The sequence below is a fragment of the Rhodococcus sp. BUPNP1 genome (genome assembly GCF_002215235.1).
Taxonomy (GTDB): domain Bacteria; phylum Actinomycetota; class Actinomycetes; order Mycobacteriales; family Mycobacteriaceae; genus Rhodococcus.
Map to the genome: position 1 here is coordinate 279,623 of NZ_NERM01000002.1, position 16,803 is coordinate 296,425.

The window sequence follows — 16,803 nt, forward strand, 5'->3', positions numbered from 1 at the left end:
CCGTCAGCGCCGGCGCGCCGCCAGATGGACGTCGGGGAAGCGATGGTCGGCGTCGGGGCGGCTGACCGTCCGCCACACCTCGTCGAATCCGGCATCGGACAACGCCGTGGCGAGACGATCCGGGTGCCACCGCCACGCCGGCGCCACCGCGTGGTCGAACTCGATCACTTCGCCGGGGGTGTCGGCAATCTGGCCCGCGACGAGTACCACGCCCCCGGACGGAATCCGCTCCGCCCACCCGTCGAGGATCCCGGGGATCTCGGACGGCAGAACATGGATGAGGCTGCACCGCGCGATGATCGCGCTCGGAACCACTTCGCGGAGTTCGTCGGACCCGAGTCGTGCATCGTCCCGGACGAATCGCAGCGCGGAGTGTGCGCCGCGCGCGATGCGCAGCATCTCGGTGCTGGGATCGAGGCCGATCACGTCGAGTCCGCGTTCGGCGAGGTCCGCGGCTACGTATCCGGGTCCGCAACCCACATCCAGCACGACGCCCTGCACCGGGCTCTGCCGCACCATTTCGGCGAAGGCGGCGACGGTGTGGCGTTCGAGGGGCGTCAGGTACGGATCGGGGAACAGCTCGACGTACAGATCCGCGAGGGCGTCGTATCCGGGCTGGGTCACTCCGGCATGGTACGACGGTGTCGCGATGAGTTCGACCGCGTTCGCAGGTCCTACCCACCACGAGGCAGTGACCACGGGAGGGGATTCATGATCATCGTCGCAGGACATCTCACCGTCGACGCCGACAGGCGTGAGTTCTATCTGGCGACCTGCAGGTCCGTCGTCGAGGCCGCCCGCAGAGCGCCGGGCTGCCTCGACTTCGCTGTCACCGCGGACCTGATCGAACCCGACCGCGTCTGCATCTACGAACGGTGGGAGTCACGGGCACAGCTCGACGACTTCCGCGGCAGCGGACCCGACGACGATCAGGCCCGGGAGATCCGGTCGATGGAGGTCTCGGAGTACCTCGTCCCGGACGTGCAGCCGTCGAACGAGTAGTTCTCGTCGCAGATCCTGCCGGAGATCGACAGGATCTGCGCACGCGGTCAGCGTTGTTCGAGCTGCTCGTCGGGATACCGCGCGAACCGGCCGGCGTCGCGGTCGTGCACGGGACCGTCGCTGTCCCACGGCCATCCACCGAAACCGGTGCGACGGTAATCCTCGAACGCCTGCCGGACACCCGCCTCGTCGTTGAGCACGAACGGGCCGTACGAGACGACGGGTTCGCCGATCGGGCGACCCTGCAGCATCAGGATCTGCGTGCCCTCGTCGCCACCGGTGAGGTGCACCGGCACCGACGCGTCGACGACGACCCCGTGCCCGGACTCGATCGTCCGGTCACCGATCCGCACGGGGGAACCGTTGTACACGTACAGGACCCGTTGCGTCTGCTCATCGCGCGCGGCCGGCAGTTCCCAGCGCGCACCGGACGACAGGTCGATGTTCCAGATCGCCACATCGGTGCCGGGTCGGGACGCCCACGAATTCGGCGGGGGCGGCGGCGGAGTCGCGCCGTCGAGTTCACCGGCGATGACGCGGACGGAGACGGTGCGCCCGTCCTCGTCCGTCACCGTCACGGTGGGGGTGTCCTCGTTCCACAGCATCGAGAAGTGCGGGTCGACGGTCTTCGACTCTGCAGGCAGGTTCAACCAGATCTGGAACAGTTCGAGGGGATTGTCCGAATCCTTGTTCAGCAGAGGGAACATCTCGCTGTGGACGACCCCGTTGCCGGCGGTGAGCCACTGCGTGTCACCCTCACCGAAACGCGCCGCCGCACCCACCGAATCGGAGTGGTCGACGAAACCCGAGCGCACGAAGGTCACCGTCTCGAAGCCGCGGTGCGGATGACCGGGGAATCCCGGGACGGTGGTGCCGTGGTACATGCTCCAGCCCGCCGGGTTGCCGAAGTCCTGGCCGAGCGGGCGGCCGTCGAGCGACGCGTCGGGTCCGAGCTCGTCGTTACCCGCCGGATACGCGTCGACATGGTGCGCGACGAACAGGAACGGATCGATCGTCTGCCAGGGCATACCGAGCCGGAAGACCTGGAGTACCGGAGTAGGGGCTGCTGACGTCATGCCCCGTGCAACTCCGTGCCCGTGCTCTTTGTTCCGGGCGGTGTAGTGGCCTCGCTGTCGTCCAGGACCCGCGACCCGGCGGCGAACTTCCCCACCTGGTCACCCAACTTGATCTGTGCGGGGACGGCCCCGCCGAGCAGGTCGCGGGCCAGGGCCGGGGAGTCGCCGAGCGGCAGGTCGCTGCCGGCGATGACGACGTTGCCGTAGCGACGACCCTTGAGCATCGCGGGGTCGGCGATGATCACGGTGTGCTCGAAGACCTCACCGATCGTCGCGGCCTCACGTTTCGCGACGGCCAGGTCGCGGAAGTCGCCGCAGTTGACGACGTAGACGCCACCGGGCGCGAGCACGCGCCGCGCGTGCTGCGTGAACTGGAGGGTCGTGAGTGCGACGGGAGTGCGGTTGTAGGCGAAGACATCCCGCACGATCACGTCGCGGCTCGCATCGGAGAGCGAGGTGAGGACCTGGCGGGCCTCCCCCACCCGGATGCGCAGCAACGGGGCGCGGGGCAGGTCGAACCAGTGGCGGACGAGTTCGGCGAGGCGACCGTCGATCTCGACGACCACCTGCCGCGCGTCGGGGTAGACCGCGGCGAAGTAGCGTGCCATCGTGCACGCACCCCCACCGAGGTGCAGCACGCGCAGTCGCGAGTCGCGTTCGAACCTGCTCTCGACGAGCATCGCGATCCACCGCATGTACTCGAACTCGAGCAGGGCCGGGTCGCTCAGATCGATGTGCGAGCTGGGCACCCCGTTGATCTCGAGTACCCATCCGTCGGCGAGATAGCGGTCCTTGACGAGCTCGCACGTGCCCGTGTCGATGTCGTAGAGCCCCTCGACCGGGCCGCCCGGTGTACCGGTCTTCTCCTTGCGCGGCGACGATGCGGCGCGGCCACCTCGTTGCCTGCTCATACGACGAGCCTAGTACCGGCTCCGTCACCTCCGATCAGAGGTGGAGGTCCTCCCTGCGCATCATCGAGGTCGCAACGACGCTGATCACGGACGTGAGGACGAGATAGCCGCAGGCGAGCCACGGACCGCCGGCCACGGCGATGAGCGCGGTGAGGATCATCGGGGTGATGCCCGACGCGTAGATGCCGGAGAACTGGTAGACGACCGACAGGCCCGTGTAGCGGATCTCCGCCGGGTACAGGCTCGCGTACAGCGTTCCCTGCGCGCCGTAGAACAGGGCGTGGACGACGCCGAACACGAGGATCATCGCCACGGCGAACCAGAACAGGTTGTTCGTGCCGAACAGGGCGAAGGTCGGGAACACCGCGATGCCGTAGGCGGCGATGCCGACGGTGTAGACCTGCTTCGCACCGAACCGGTCGACCAGGGTGCCCGACACCGGGAGCAGCACGGCCATGACCAGCGCGGCGAGGGTGACGACGAGGAGCACCGGCACCTTCTCGAAGTCGAGGTCCTTGGTAGCGTAGGTGATGGCGAAGACGCCCCACGTGTTGAACGCCGCGCCCTCACCCCACCGCGACAGCAGACCGAGAACGGTGCTGCGACGCACGCCGGGCCGGAAGACGTCCACGAGCGGCGCCGACGACTTCTTCGCGAGCTCCTGCACCTCGCGGAAGGCCGGGGTCTCGTCGACCTTCAGGCGCACGACGAAACCGACGGCGACGAGTACGAGGCTGAGCAGGAACGCGATCCGCCAGCCGTACGACAGGAACTGCTGCTCGTCGAAGATCACCTGCAGCGCCGCGAACACCGCGGTGCCCAACGCGAGACCGAGCGCGAGGCCGACCTGCGGGATGCTGCCGAACAGACCGCGCTTCTTCTCCGGGCTGTGCTCGACGGCGAGCAGCACGGCCCCGGCCCATTCGCCACCGAGGGCGAAGCCCTGCAGAATGCGCAGCAGGAGCAGCAGGATCGGCGCGACCACACCCACCTGCGCGTGGGTGGGCAGAAGGCCCATCAGCGCGGTGGCGACGCCCATGATGAACATCGTCAGCGCGAGGGTCTTCTTGCGTCCGATCCGGTCACCGATGTGGCCGAAGACGACACCGCCGATGGGGCGGACCACGAAGCCCACCGCGAAGGTCGCGAAGGCCAGCATCGTGCCGACGAACGAACTCTGGTCCGGGAAGAACAGCTGGTTGAACACCAGGCTCGCAGCCGTCGCGTAGAGGAAGAAGTCGTACCACTCCACCGTGGTGCCGAGCAGGCTCGCCGCGACCACGGTGCGTAGTCTCCTGCGGCGATCGAGATCGGACTCGGGTGCGGAACTGGGCTGTGACAGCGTGGTCATGGACTCGATTCCCGGTGGTGGACAGCGTGCAACCCGGCGACGCTAACCACGCCCGACGCATTCACGCACGGGTTCCGATCATGCTGATTGCAAATGTTGCCGGGACCCCTCGACGGCTGTTCTCCTGGATGTCACGCTTGCCTGTCGTCGACTCGAGGACTTCGTCTTGTCTCTGCATATGCACTGGTTCCTGCCCACCTACGGCGACTCGCGAAACCTGATGGCAGGGGGCCACGGCAGTTCGATGTCGGGCGATCGGCCGGCGACGCTGCGCTACCTGAACCAGATCGCCGCCGCCGCGGAGTCGAGCGGATTCGAATCGGTCCTCACCCCCACCGGCGCGTGGTGTGAGGACGCGTGGCTGACGACGGCGATGCTGATCGACACCACCGAGACCCTCAAGTTCCTCGTCGCGCTGCGCCCCGGGCTCATCAGCCCCACGCTGGCCGCGCAGATGGCCGCGACCTTCCAGTGGCAGTCGCAGGGACGTCTGCTGCTCAACGTCGTCACCGGCGGTGAGGACCACGAACAGCGCACCTTCGGCGACTTCCTCGACAAGAACCAGCGCTACGCACGCTGCGGCGAGTACCTCGACGTGATCAAGCGCCTGTGGGCGGGCAACGGCCCGGTCGACTTCAAGGGCGAGTACATCCAGGTCGAGAACGCCCAGCTCCAGCGCATCCCCGATCCGGTGCCGCCGCTCTTCTTCGGCGGATCCTCCCCCGCTGCCGGCACCGTCGCGTCGCAGTTCTGCGACACCTACCTCACGTGGGGTGAGCCGCCGGCCGCCGTCGCCGACAAGATCGCGTGGATCCGCGGCCTCGCCGACATCCAGGGCCGCACCCTCGACTACGGCATCCGCCTGCACGTCATCAGCCGCGACACCTCCGAGGAGGCGTGGGCCGAGGCCGATCGCCTGCTCTCCGCGCTCGACCCCGCGACGATCGAGAAGGCCCAGCAGAGCCTGGCCCGTTCCGGTTCCGAGGGCCAGCGACGGATGGTCGAGCTGCACGGCGGCGGCAGCGCCTACGTCGCGAGCAAGGACGCCCGCAGCCTCGAGGTCTCCCCCAACCTGTGGGCGGGCGTCGGACTCGTCCGTGGTGGCGCGGGCACCGCGCTCGTAGGTTCCCACGAGGAGGTCGCCGACCGCATCGCCGAGTACGCCGAGATCGGACTCGACCACTTCGTGCTGTCGGGCTACCCGCATCTCGAGGAGGCCTACCGCTTCGGTGAGGGCATGCGTCCGATCCTCGAGCGTCGCGGCCTGCTCGCGCCGACCTCCCGCTGCGCGGGCGACCTGTCGGGTTCGACGGCCTTTCTGCCCTCCGCACACTGACCATCGCCTGGCAGCTCGATACAGCACAGCTCGACACAGCGCCGGCACGAAATGTGTCGGCGCTGTTACAGCTGCGGCCCTCGTCATGCGGATCCGTCCGCAGCACAGAGAATGGGGCCATGCCGGACCGAGGATTCACGCCCACACAGCTCGCCGCACGCGCGGCGTACCTGTTGCGTGGGAACGACCTGGGCACCATGACGAGTGCCGCTCCCAAGCTTTATCCACACATGTGGAGTTGGGATGCGGCGTTCGTCGCCGTGGGGCTCGCGCCGCTGAGTGTCGAACGGGCGGTGGTCGAACTCGACACCCTGCTCTCGGCGCAGTGGAAGAACGGGATGATCCCGCACATCGTCTTCGCCAACGGTGTCGACGGCTATTTCCCCGGCCCGGCACGTTGGGCGGTGTCCGAACTGGCCGCGCACGCACCCGCTCAGGTGCAGACCTCGGGCATCACACAGCCTCCCGTGCACGCCATCGCCGTGCAGCGCATCCTCGAGCATTCACGGCGGCACGGTCGTTCGACACGTGCTGTCGCCGAGGAGTTCCTGGATCGCCGGTGGGCGGATCTCGTGCGCTGGCACCGTTGGCTCGCGCATGCGCGCGATCTCGACGGCAACGGCCGCATCGCGCTGTACCACGGGTGGGAGTCGGGTATGGACAACTCCCCGCGCTGGGATACGGCGTACGCCAACGTCGTCGCCGGTCCGGTGCCGCCCTTCCATCGTGAGGATCTCGAGCACGTCGCCGACGCCACCCAGCGACCCACCGACCGTGAGTACGCGCGCTATCTGTGGCTGCTCGAGGAGATGAAGACGGCACGCTACGAGGACAGTGTGCTCGCGAAGGCCATGAGCTTCGCGGTCGAGGACGTCTTCGTCAGCGCGGTGTTCTCGCTGTCGTGCGAGGTGCTCGCGACCATCGGTGAGGAGCATTCCCGTCCCAACGCGGATGTGCGCGAGCTGTATTCGTGGGCCGAGCGGTTCCGGAAGGGGGTGATCGCCACGACCGATCCGCGCACGGGCGCGGCGAAGGATTTCGACCTGCGCAGCGGGAAGTGGGTCGCCACCGACACTCTCGCGATGTTCGCGCCGTTGCTGTGCGGCGGTCTCGACCGGCAGGCCGAGAGGGCGCTGCTGCGCACCTTCGAAGGGCCGAAGTTCTGCGGGCATCCGGATCTTCGCTATGCGGTCCCGCCGTCGACCTCTCCCGTCTCGGGCGACTTCCGTCCCCGCGAGTACTGGCGCGGGCCGGTGTGGCCCGTGATGACGTGGCTGTTCTCATGGGCGTTCGCCCGTCGCGGTTGGGCCGAACGCGCGAACGTGCTTCGCGCGGAAGGACTCCGGCAGGCGAGCGACGGCACCTTCGCCGAGTACTACGAGCCGTTCACCGGCGACCCGCTCGGCAGCATGCAGCAGTCGTGGACCGCCGCAGCGGTACTGGACTGGCTCGGATGAGCCGTGCGTGGTTCCGGTAGCGAGCGCAGTAGTGAGCGCAACCGGAACCACGCACGAAGACGTCAGACCCCGATGCGTCCGCCGTCCGACTTCCATGCCGCGACCACGGCGGGACGCGGCTGGGAGCCGCCTCCGTCGGGCCAGTGCGAGGCCGGCGACGCCCACGACGCGTCGTCCGTCTCCCCGGGATGCTGCACGCACACCACGACCCGGCCGTCCTGCACGATCGGCCCGCACGTCTCGGCGCCGATCGGCACGGTGAGGAACTGCTTCGTCTCACCGCGGCGCGGTCCGTCGAGGACGACGCTGAACAGTCCGTCGTTGGAGCCGAGCGCGTTGCCGTCGGTGGAGATCCACAGGTTGCCGTAGGAATCGAAGGCCAGGTTGTCGGGGCACGAGATCGGGCTGACCTGCGACTTGTCGAAGCCGCCGAAGTAGGTGTCGGCCTCGTTCGGGTCCCCGCACACGAGCAGCAGCGTCCACGTGAAGGACGTGCCCGCGTGGTCGTCGTCGATCTCGAGGACCTGACCGTTCTTGTTGTTCTCGCGCGGATTCGCCTCGTCGGCCGGGGCGGCGCCGTCGACACCACGCTTGGTGTTGTTGGTCAGGGCGACGTAGACCTTGCCGGTCACCGGATTCGGTTCGAAGTCCTCGGGGCGATCCATCTTCGTCGCCCCCACCCGGTCGCCGGCGAGGCGGGTGAACACCGCGACCTCCTCGGCGTTCATGCCGTCGACCAGCGACTCGGCGCTGCCGTCCTCGTTCGCGCGCAGCAGCGGGATCCACTCGCCGCTGCCGCGGAACTCGCCGGCCTCGGGAAGTGTTCCGGATCCGTCGATCTCGTCCGGATGGTCACCGCTGAGCTTCGCGACGTACAGCGTGCCGGCGTCGAGCAGGGTCATGTTGTGCCGCATCGCCGCTCGTGAGTTACCGGGCTGCATCTTCCGCGACGAGACGAACTTGTACATGTAGTCGAAGCGTTCGTCGTCACCGCTGTACGACACGACGGTGCCGTCGTCGGTGATGTGGACGGTGGCCGCTTCGTGCTTGAACCGTCCCAGAGCGGTGTGCTTGACGGGCACCGAGTTCGGATCCCACGGATCGATCTCGACGATCCACCCGAACCGGTTGACCTCGTTGGGTTCCGTGGCGATGTCGAAGCGCCGGTCGAATCGTTCCCACTTCCGTTCGGTGTCCGCGCCCTCGAGTCCGTACCGGGTGAGACGTTCGGCGGCGACCGGGTCGGTCACACTCTCGGCGTTGGCGAAGTACTGGTCGAAATTCTCCTCGCCCGACAGCACGGTGCCCCACGGGGTGAGCCCGCCGGCGCAGTTGTTGAACGTTCCCGCGACCCGCGTGCCCGTCGGGTCGGCGGTGGTCTTCAACAGGTCGCTGCCCGCGGCCGGTCCGGTGAGGAGGAACTCGGTGGTTCCGGTGATACGACGGTTGTACTCGCCGAATTGCGGTGTCAGGCGGCCGGTCCCGGGTTCGCCCTTCACCTGGACGACCGACATCCCGTGACCGGCGATGCCGATGCGCACCTGTTCCTCGGTGGGGTCGTCCGGGTCGTAGTCGGCGAACATGAACGGTTCGGTGGTGTATTCGTGATTGACGACGAGCAGGTAGGTGTCGGGTCGGCCGTCCACCGGGAGCAGGCCGGCGAAGTCGTTGTTGAACCCGAACTGCTTCTCCTGCGCGGTCGCCGTCTGGTTGCCGATGTCGAAGGCCGGGGCATCGGGCAGCACCGGATCGCCCCAGCGGATGACGACGTCGTTCTCGTATCCTTCCGGAACCGTCACCGCGTCATCGGTGTTCGGTGCGACCGCCGTGAAGTTCGTGCCGTCGGGCGCCGGTCCGAGATCACCGGCCGCCGCGGCGTCACTGCCGGCGGCCGCGGCGGAATCGTCCGCACAGGCCGTCAGGACACCACCGGCGCCGACGGCGAGCACGGCCATGGCACCGCCCCGCAGGACCCCGCGACGCGAGACGGCGGCGCGCACGATGTCGCCGAAGTATTCACCGCCGGAGGTGTTCGGGACGGCGTGCGAACAGGCATCCCCGCACTTGTACTTGCACGTGATGTTCGAGCGCGATGATATGCCGTCGTGCGTGACGAACAAGGGCAGGACTCTACGGGCCACAACGTTCTCCTCGGAATCGGTTCGACGCCGGAACCGTAGGAGCGCCAGGCGAGTCGGACGGAACGAGAAGGTGAACACCCGATGAGCATTCTGCGGACGTGAGACGGCGGTCACAGAACGGGTCGAGGTCAACCCGGGGCGATGCGGTCGAGATCCACGATCGGCCGGACACCGGGACGGTCGACATCGGAGAACTCCCCGTCCTGCGATTGCTCGTCCTCGTCCTCGACCTCGCCGGGCCTGCCGTCGACGAACGGCACCACCCGATCGGTGATCGCCGTGTTGTATTCGGCGGGAGCCTGGATGGGATTGGCGTGGCCGGTGCGGTCGAGTTTCGACACCAGCAGCGTGCCGTCGACACCGCCGGACTGGTCGATCAGGATCCGGTGGCTGTACTCGACGTCGACGACGTTGTCGGACAGTGCGTTCCGAGGCCGGAGGAACACCACAGCGGGACGGATTTTGTCGTCGCGTTCGTCGGCGAGTGCCCGCAGGTTGTCGATCGCACCGGATGCGACGATCGCCCGGAACTGCGATTCGATCAGCCCGTTGCTCGCGGCGTCGGTGGAGAAGATCTTGTCGTTGAGCACCTCGACCGCGACGTCGCGCAACTCCTCGGTGTCGATGCGTCGGTACCACCGGTCCGAGGGGAGTACGAAACGGTCCATGCGGGCGACCACCTCGACGAGCATGCGCATGCTGCGGCTCTCCCGCGCGCCGGGCAGCCAGCCGATCCACCGCAACAGGTCCTCACCGGCACTGCGCGCGTCGGCGCGCACGGCATGCAGGTCGAGTGGGGTGCAGTCGAGGATCACGCCGGTCACCTCGAGATCGGTGTCCTGGTACAGGTGCTGGGCGACCTCGAGGGCGATGATGCCGCCCATGCTGTGCCCGGTGAGCACGATGTTCTCGATCCCCGACCACGCCGCACGCTCGTGGATCAGACGGCTGACGACGGCGGTGTCGAGACCGCTGTTGTCGTACTCGACCGCCCACACCTGCCCGAGTTCGCTCAGCGCGGGCAGTGCCGTGGCGGTTTCGGTCGCGTCGAGATTGCCCAGGCCCACGAGATCGACGACCGCCGTGTCGCGGTCCGCCCGCGACGCCGCGTCGTGGATCGGATGTATCTCCGGCTGCGTGAGAGCGAGTCGCTCACGGACCGGCGCGACGTCCCATGCCCAGTACTGGGTGAACAGGGCGACGAGCGGGAGCGCCGCGACGGCCGTGCGTGCGAGGGCTCTGCGGAGCCGGCCGAACCGCACCCAGTGATGACCGGTGCGGGTATCGCGGAGACGTCGCCGCCGACGACCGTCGTCCCAGTCGTCGGCGGTGCAGGGCGGTAGCCATGGTGCGTTCGACATGCACCACCGATGCTACCGACGTGCTGTGCTCGGCTCAGGGCCCGTCGGCACGGGCCGGGATCAGCTCAGGCCTGTCAGTGGGGGTGCGGAGTTGTCGTCGCGCCACGCGATGGCTTCGCGCAGTTCGGTGAGGTCGTAGTCGGGACCGCCGGAACTCACCGTGAACTGGGTGATCCCCAGTTCGACATAGGACGGGGCCGCGTCGGCACCGGGCCACTTGGTGGACCGTTCGATGTCCTCGGGGCGACGACCGGCCTCGGCGCAGCGCTGCGCGAGGATCCCGGACTTCTCGGCGTGGGTCTCCACCTCGTCGAAGCTGTGCCAGATGTCGGCGTACTTCGCGACCATCGGCAGCGTCTTCTTCGGGCCACTACCACCGATGAGGATGGGAATGTGCCGGGTGGGCTGCGGGTTCAGCTTGCCGAGTCGGTTCACGATGCGGGGCATGTACTCGGCGAGCAGATCGAGGCGGGAGCCCGCGGTGCCGAATTCGTAGCCGTACTCGGTGTAGTCCCGTTCGAACCAGCCCGAGCCGATGCCGAGGATGAGACGGCCGCCGCTGATGTGGTCGACAGTGCGGGCCATGTCGGCGAGCAGGTCGGGGTTGCGGTAGCCACCGCCGGTGACCAGTGCGCCGATCTCCACACGTTCGGTCTGCTCCGCCCAGGCGCCGAGCATCGTCCAGCACTCGAAGTGGGCGCCGTCGGGGTCGCCGTAGAGCGGGTAGAAGTGGTCCCAGTTGAACACGATGTCGACGCCTGCGTCCTCGGCGCGGAGCACGGTGTCGCGGATGACGCCGTAGTCGGGTTGCTGCTGGGGCTGTAGTTGGAGTCCGATGCGAATGGGGCGCGTCATGGAGTCCACGTTAAGGCAACATCTCGTATCGTCGCCCGAGTTCCCGCAGGAAGGACTCGAGAACGAGGTCGAAGCTCTCGGCGTCGATCTCGGCTGCGTACTCGCGGAGCCGATGCGCCTGCGACAGATGCGGATACCGCTCGTTGTAGGTGTCGATGTGATCGTCGAATCCGCCCGCGAACGAGGTGATGGCGGAACCGATGACGATGTACTTGATCGAGGCGCCGATCATCGTCGCGAAGCGGGGCGGCCAGCCGGCGCGGGTGAGGCCGCCGTGGATGGCGTCGGACGCCTGGAGGGAGACGGGCCGCGTGCCGGGGCTCGACGCGAGGAAGGGCACCATGTTCGGGTGCGCGGCGAGCGCGTCCCGGTAGGTGCGGGCCCAGCGTCGGAGCGCTTCCTGCCAGTCGTCCTCGGCGAACCCGCTGACGTCGACCGATTCGCCGATGGCGTCGGCGATGTCGTCGAGCAGTTCTTCCTTCGTGGCGTAGTGGCTGTACAGCGACGGGGCGCGAACACCCAGTTCGGCGGCGATCCGACGCATCGAGACGGCGTCGAGGCCGTGCTCGTCGACGAGTCGCAGCGTGACGTCGCGGATGAGTTCACGGCTGAGCAGAGGCGTGCGCGGGCGCGCCATCCATCGTCCTCCTTCCGGCCCGGCCTGGACGAGCTAACAATGTAAGGTTAGTTTGGAATCGCGAGAAGCGCTACGGCGCCGGCATCCCTGGAAGGCCCCTCCATGAACCTGAAGCTCACCGAGGAGGAGCGTGCGTTCCGCGACGAACTGCGCACCTTCTTCACCACCGAGATCCCCGCCGAAGTGCGTGCGAAGACCGCCTCCGGTACCCCGCTGGGCAAGGACGACTACGTCGCCGTCCAGCGCATCCTGCATTCGCGCGGCCTCGCCGTTCCCAACTGGCCCGTCGAATGGGGCGGTCAGGACTGGACGCCGATGCAGCGCAACATCTGGCTCAGCGAGCTGCAGCTCGCGTCGGTGCCCGACCCGCTGCCGTTCAACGCCTCCATGATCGGGCCGGTCATCGCACAGTTCGGCTCGCAGGAGATGAAGGAACGCTTCCTTCCCGCCACCGCCAACCTCGACATCTGGTGGTGCCAGGGCTTCTCCGAGCCCGAGGCCGGCTCCGACCTCGCGTCCCTCAAGACCCGCGCCGTCCGCGACGGTGACGACTACATCGTCAACGGGCAGAAGACGTGGACGACGCTCGCGCAGCACGCCGACTGGATCTTCTGCCTCGTCCGCACCGATCCGAACGCGAAGAAGCAGGCCGGCATCTCGATGCTGCTCTTCCCGATGGACACCCCGGGCGTCACCCGCCGTCCGATCAAGCTGATCGACGGCGGTTACGAGGTCAACGAGGTCTTCTTCGAGGACGTGCGCGTTCCCGCCGAGAACCTCGTCGGCGAGGAGAACACCGGCTGGACGCAGGCGAAGTTCCTGCTCGGCAACGAGCGCACCGGCATCGCCCGGGTCGGCGCCACCAAGGTCAAGCTCGCGCGGGCGAAGTCCCTCGCGGCCGAGACCCGCTACGGTAGCGGCTCGCTGCTCGACGACCCGATCTTCGCGGCACGCCTGGCCGAACTCGAGAACGAACTGCTCGCTCTCGAGCTCACCCAGCTGCGCGTCGTCGCCGGTTCGGCCGACGGCAAGCCCAATCCGGCATCGTCGCTGCTCAAGATGCGCGGCTCCGAGCTGCAGCAGGCCGCGACCGAACTGCTCGTCGACATCGCCGGTCCCGATTCGCTGCCCGCCGGCGAGGCCGACATCGACTCGCCCGACTGGGCGCAGCTGACGATGCCGACCTACCTCAACAACCGCAAGGTCACCATCTACGGCGGGTCGAACGAGGTTCAGCGTTCGATCATCGCTTCCTCGATTCTCGGACTGTGAGGCCCCGGACATGAATTTCGAACTCGACACCGAACAGGACATGCTCCGCGCGACCGTCCGCGACCTGCTCTCGGGTGCGTACGACGTCGAGTCGCGCAACCGGGTGGCCGAAGGTGACCTGGGCTGGAACCGCGACGTGTGGAAGCAGCTCGCCGAACTCGGCGTGCTCGGCCTGCCCTTCGCGGAGGAGCACGGCGGCATGGGCGCCGGACCGGTGGAGGTCATGGCCGTCATGACCGAGATCGGCCGCGCCCTCGCACCCGAGCCCGTGCTCGACTGCGTCTACCTGCCCGGCCGGCTCGTCGCCGAGGTCGGCACCGACGCGCAGCGCTCCGACATCCTGCCGCGACTGTCCGAGGGCACCGTGCTCCTCGCGTTCGCGCACGACGAGCCGGGCAGCCGCTGGCCGCACACCGAGGTGGCCACCACCGCGGCGCGCGACGGCGACTCGTGGACCGTCTCCGGTCGCAAGAACCCTGTGCTGCACGGTGATTGCGCCGATACCTTCATCGTCTCCGCGAAGCTTCCCGAGGGCGGCGTCGGACTGTTCGTCGTCGACGCATCGGCTGACGGTCTGGTCCGCACTCCGTACCGCACCCACGACGAGCGTCGCGGTGCGCAGCTCGTGCTCGACGACGTCGCGGCCACCCCGCTCGGTGAGGCGGCCGACGCGTCTGCCGCCATCACCGCGGCGCAGGTGCACGCACAGGCGGCACTGTGCGCCGAGGCGGTCGGTGCCCTCGACTCCTCGGTTCAGCTGACGACGAGCTACCTCAAGCAGCGCAAGCAGTTCGGTGTGCCGCTGTCGATGTTCCAGGCGCTCACCCACCGTGCGGCCGACATGTACGTGCTGTACGAGCTGGCGTCGAGCATGAGCCTGTACGCGACCATGGCCCTCGCCGACGGCATCGTCGACCCGACCATCGCGTCGCGCGCCAAGCTGCAGGTCGGCCGGTCCGCACGGAAGATCGGACAGGAGTCCGTGCAGATGCACGGTGGCATCGGTGTCACGGCCGAGCATTCCATCGGCCACTACCTGAGCCGCCTGACCGCGATCGAGCACACCCTCGGCACCATGGACGATCACCTGCGGGTGCTCGCCGGTGGCGTCAAGGACTACGAGCTCGTGGAGATCGCCGGAATGTGACCGATCGGGCTCACTCCCGGGGCAGCAGTGTCCCCAGCGGACCGAGATCGATGTTGAGATCCTCGGGGGTGAGCCCGAAATGGTCGCGCAGTTCGCCCATGCGCTGTTCGAGCAGCATCAGTGTCGTGCCGAGACGTTCGATCTGCTCGTCGCTGAGATCCCCCGCATCCATGCGGTGCAGGGCCTGACGCTCCATCAGCTGCCGGAGCAGTTCGACGAGCGTGAGCACCAGCGTCACAAGGCCCCGTTCCACGGATTCGGGATCGGCGTCGATACGCGACGGGAAGTTCACCGGCTCGCTCACGAACCCTCCCGGGCTCCACGGGGAACGGGGACGTCGACGCCGGGCAGCGACAGGGTGCTGATCGACGAGATCAACGCACGCAACGAGATCCGCACCAGATCGATCTCCGCGATCGACAACGTGATGTCGCCGGTGATGACCACGCCGCCGGACAGCACCCGGTCCAGCAGGTCGATCAGAGCGATCCGCCGTTCCTCGTCCACCGATCCGTCGGCGTACCTCACGGCGAGATCCGTTCTGCTCCGGCGAACGAGTAGGGCGGCCACGGACCGCTCGTCTCGAGCCTGATCCCCTGATTCAGCGACCCGAGTTCCTCTACCTCGGAACGGAATTCGTCCGTCCTGTCGTCGTCGACGAGGTATGTCCCGTTGAGCAGCATCCACTCGTGGCTGCCGCTCAGTGCCGGATCGGTCGGCGCGCCCCGGCGACCCGCAGCGGATACGCGCAGCAGTCGCTCGTGGATCTCGGAGGCGCGTTCGGCCGCGTCGCGTTCGACGCTCTCCTGCGCCGCCAGTTGCGCGCGACGACGCAGCAGATAGGCCGTGCCCGCACCGGAACCCGCCCCTTCCGCCTGCGCTTCGGCGACGGCCGCGGTCAGCGCCTTGCGGTCGGCGAACGCCTTGACCCCCCATTCGGTACGACCCGTCACGAGTGCGAGCGCCGACGAGAACTGCTCCCGGTGCTCGGTGAGCAGGGCACGGACCCGTTCGTCGTCGAGGCAGACGGTCGCGAGTCGCAGCGGTACCACGGAGACGTGCCGTGCCAATCCGGCGACGACCGAATCGTGGGCGCGGGCCACTCTTTCCAGCCAGTCCAGGTCTTCGAGATTGCGTGCCAGTGCGGCCTCGCCGAAATCGTCCAGGGGCACCGTTCCGACCACGGCGGTCAGCCCACCTTCCTGCACCGTGCGGACCTGCTCGCCGGCGACACCGGAGGCGCCCTCGGTCTCGTGGCCGACGAGCGTCCCGTCGGTCACCGCGTACATCCAGATCCCGGTCGTGTCAGTCACGGTCCTCCTCGTCCACGATCTCCGCCGGTTCCGGCTCCAGCTCCTCCGCTCGGGCCTCGAGTGCGGCCAACCGCTCACGCAACCGCCGGTTCTCCAACTCGAGTTCCGCCCGGCTCGAATCGACCTCGGGTGCACGGGCCTTGCTCGTCAACCACGGATCGCTCTCCCACCAGTCGATCCCGACGGCCTTGGCCGTCTCGAGCGACGCGATGACGAGACGGAGCTTGATCGTGAGCAGTTCGATGTCGAGCAGATTCACCTGGATGTCGCCGGCGATGACCAATCCCTTGTCGAGGACACGCTCGAGGATGTCGCCAAGATTGGTCGACCGGCCTCCGCCCCCGTAGGGTTGCGGCGACGACGTGCCGCCTCCCCCACCGACCACCGTCATGACCCGGTCCTCGCGCCGATGTCGCTGCTACCGCGTCCGTAACGCCGGGTCCGCCGGTACGCGAGCAGATTCCCGTCGAGGTCGATCTCCACCTCGTAGAGCGCGAGCATGTCGGCGGACGACGGAATCCGCCTGTCCTCCACGACCTCCACCTCGACGACCCATCCGTCCTCGGTGGGTTCGACGGAGGTCACCCCCTGAGCCTCCTTGGAGGTCAGTTCCTTCAGATGTGCGAGGGCCGCCGATGCGGCCTCGGCCGCCGAGATCGCGGGCGGGCCGGTGTCCTGCGCCACGGCATCACTCCTTTCCCTCGGCGGAACCGGAGCCGCCCCGGGAGATCATCCGGTTCAGCACGGCCTGCTGCGCCTCGTCCTTCTCCTCGGGCGTCAGCTCGCCCGCCTCCGCCGCTTCCTCGATCTCCTCGAGTTCGCGCCGCACGTTGGCGGGATCGTGCAGTTGCTGTTCGACCTGCTCCTGGATGATCTCTCCGAGCCACATCACTCCCTTGACGGGAGCGAGGGGCAACGTGAGCAGGGAGGTCAGCAGACCCATC

At 67.9% G+C, this 16,803-nt stretch carries 19 protein-coding genes; 5 read left to right on the forward strand and 14 right to left on the reverse strand.

Going from position 1 to position 16,803, the window contains the following annotated elements:
- Positions 1 to 3: 3 nt before the first annotated feature.
- Entirely contained in the window at positions 4 to 624 is a 621-nt protein-coding gene (locus tag B9C99_RS03145) for a trans-aconitate 2-methyltransferase (RefSeq protein ID WP_088896979.1), read from the reverse strand.
- Positions 625 to 711: 87 nt separating this feature from the next.
- Between B9C99_RS03145 and B9C99_RS03150 the strand changes: the two genes are divergently transcribed.
- Positions 712 to 1,002: a putative quinol monooxygenase gene (locus B9C99_RS03150; RefSeq protein WP_016694018.1), complete on the forward strand. Its 291-nt coding sequence runs from the start codon at positions 712 to 714 to the stop codon at positions 1,000 to 1,002.
- A 47-nt stretch (positions 1,003 to 1,049) separates the two neighbouring features.
- Here B9C99_RS03150 and B9C99_RS03155 read toward each other — a convergent pair whose 3' ends face one another.
- From B9C99_RS03155 to B9C99_RS03165, 3 genes are read right to left on the reverse strand one after another with little or no spacing between them, the layout of a single operon-like run.
- Positions 1,050 to 2,030, reverse strand: coding sequence for a pirin family protein (locus B9C99_RS03155; RefSeq protein ID WP_088896924.1), 981 nt, complete (start codon positions 2,028 to 2,030; stop codon positions 1,050 to 1,052).
- 44 nt (positions 2,031 to 2,074) lie between these two features.
- Positions 2,075 to 2,989, reverse strand: a complete 915-nt coding sequence (locus tag B9C99_RS03160; protein ID WP_088896925.1) for a spermidine synthase — start codon at positions 2,987 to 2,989, stop codon at positions 2,075 to 2,077.
- Between the two features lie 34 nt (positions 2,990 to 3,023).
- Positions 3,024 to 4,340, reverse strand: coding sequence for an MFS transporter (locus tag B9C99_RS03165; RefSeq protein WP_088896926.1), 1,317 nt, complete (start codon positions 4,338 to 4,340; stop codon positions 3,024 to 3,026).
- A gap of 166 nt (positions 4,341 to 4,506) precedes the next feature.
- On the opposite strand from B9C99_RS03165, the gene B9C99_RS03170 reads away from it, so the two are divergent.
- The gene (locus B9C99_RS03170; protein ID WP_088896927.1) at positions 4,507 to 5,676 is read left to right on the forward strand and encodes an LLM class flavin-dependent oxidoreductase; all 1,170 of its coding nucleotides are present in this window, start codon (positions 4,507 to 4,509) and stop codon (positions 5,674 to 5,676) included.
- A gap of 119 nt (positions 5,677 to 5,795) precedes the next feature.
- Entirely contained in the window at positions 5,796 to 7,133 is a 1,338-nt protein-coding gene (locus B9C99_RS03175) for an amylo-alpha-1,6-glucosidase (protein ID WP_088896928.1), read from the forward strand.
- A 62-nt stretch (positions 7,134 to 7,195) separates the two neighbouring features.
- On the opposite strand, the gene B9C99_RS03180 is transcribed toward B9C99_RS03175, so the two are convergent.
- From B9C99_RS03180 to B9C99_RS03195, 4 genes are all read right to left on the reverse strand, one after another.
- A complete protein-coding gene (locus B9C99_RS03180; protein WP_088896980.1) occupies positions 7,196 to 9,274 on the reverse strand; it encodes a PhoX family phosphatase in 2,079 nt (692 codons plus the stop codon).
- Between the two features lie 128 nt (positions 9,275 to 9,402).
- Entirely contained in the window at positions 9,403 to 10,635 is a 1,233-nt protein-coding gene (locus B9C99_RS03185) for an alpha/beta fold hydrolase (protein WP_088896929.1), read from the reverse strand.
- Between the two features lie 60 nt (positions 10,636 to 10,695).
- Complete coding sequence (locus B9C99_RS03190) at positions 10,696 to 11,490, reverse strand: LLM class F420-dependent oxidoreductase (protein ID WP_088896981.1); 795 nt, start codon at positions 11,488 to 11,490, stop codon at positions 10,696 to 10,698.
- A 10-nt stretch (positions 11,491 to 11,500) separates the two neighbouring features.
- Entirely contained in the window at positions 11,501 to 12,127 is a 627-nt protein-coding gene (locus B9C99_RS03195; RefSeq protein WP_088896930.1) for a TetR/AcrR family transcriptional regulator, read from the reverse strand.
- Positions 12,128 to 12,229: 102 nt separating this feature from the next.
- On the opposite strand from B9C99_RS03195, the gene B9C99_RS03200 reads away from it, so the two are divergent.
- Together B9C99_RS03200 and B9C99_RS03205 are read left to right on the forward strand one after the other, a co-directional pair.
- The gene (locus B9C99_RS03200) at positions 12,230 to 13,399 is read left to right on the forward strand and encodes an acyl-CoA dehydrogenase family protein (protein WP_088896931.1); all 1,170 of its coding nucleotides are present in this window, start codon (positions 12,230 to 12,232) and stop codon (positions 13,397 to 13,399) included.
- A 10-nt stretch (positions 13,400 to 13,409) separates the two neighbouring features.
- Entirely contained in the window at positions 13,410 to 14,546 is a 1,137-nt protein-coding gene (locus B9C99_RS03205; RefSeq protein ID WP_088896932.1) for an acyl-CoA dehydrogenase family protein, read from the forward strand.
- Between the two features lie 10 nt (positions 14,547 to 14,556).
- Here the strand turns inward: B9C99_RS03205 and B9C99_RS03210 are convergent, their stop codons facing one another.
- The 6 genes from B9C99_RS03210 to B9C99_RS03235 are packed head-to-tail and all read right to left on the reverse strand — an operon-like array spanning position 14,557 to position 16,802.
- Positions 14,557 to 14,850: a gas vesicle protein K gene (locus tag B9C99_RS03210; RefSeq protein ID WP_016693994.1), complete on the reverse strand. Its 294-nt coding sequence runs from the start codon at positions 14,848 to 14,850 to the stop codon at positions 14,557 to 14,559.
- A complete protein-coding gene (locus B9C99_RS03215; RefSeq protein WP_060652494.1) occupies positions 14,847 to 15,074 on the reverse strand; it encodes a gas vesicle protein in 228 nt (75 codons plus the stop codon). Before B9C99_RS03215 ends, B9C99_RS03210 begins: the two co-directional genes overlap by 4 nt.
- A complete protein-coding gene (locus B9C99_RS03220; RefSeq protein WP_088896933.1) occupies positions 15,071 to 15,859 on the reverse strand; it encodes a GvpL/GvpF family gas vesicle protein in 789 nt (262 codons plus the stop codon). The genes B9C99_RS03215 and B9C99_RS03220 overlap by 4 nt, the downstream gene beginning before the upstream one ends.
- Entirely contained in the window at positions 15,852 to 16,250 is a 399-nt protein-coding gene (gene gvpJ / locus B9C99_RS03225; protein ID WP_088896934.1) for a gas vesicle protein GvpJ, read from the reverse strand. The genes B9C99_RS03220 and gvpJ overlap by 8 nt, the downstream gene beginning before the upstream one ends.
- A complete protein-coding gene (gvpO, locus tag B9C99_RS03230; RefSeq protein ID WP_088896935.1) occupies positions 16,247 to 16,543 on the reverse strand; it encodes a gas vesicle protein GvpO in 297 nt (98 codons plus the stop codon). The genes gvpJ and gvpO overlap by 4 nt, the downstream gene beginning before the upstream one ends.
- A 4-nt stretch (positions 16,544 to 16,547) precedes the next feature.
- Positions 16,548 to 16,802: a gas vesicle protein GvpG gene (locus tag B9C99_RS03235; protein WP_088896936.1), complete on the reverse strand. Its 255-nt coding sequence runs from the start codon at positions 16,800 to 16,802 to the stop codon at positions 16,548 to 16,550.
- Between the last annotated feature and the right edge of the window lies 1 nt (position 16,803).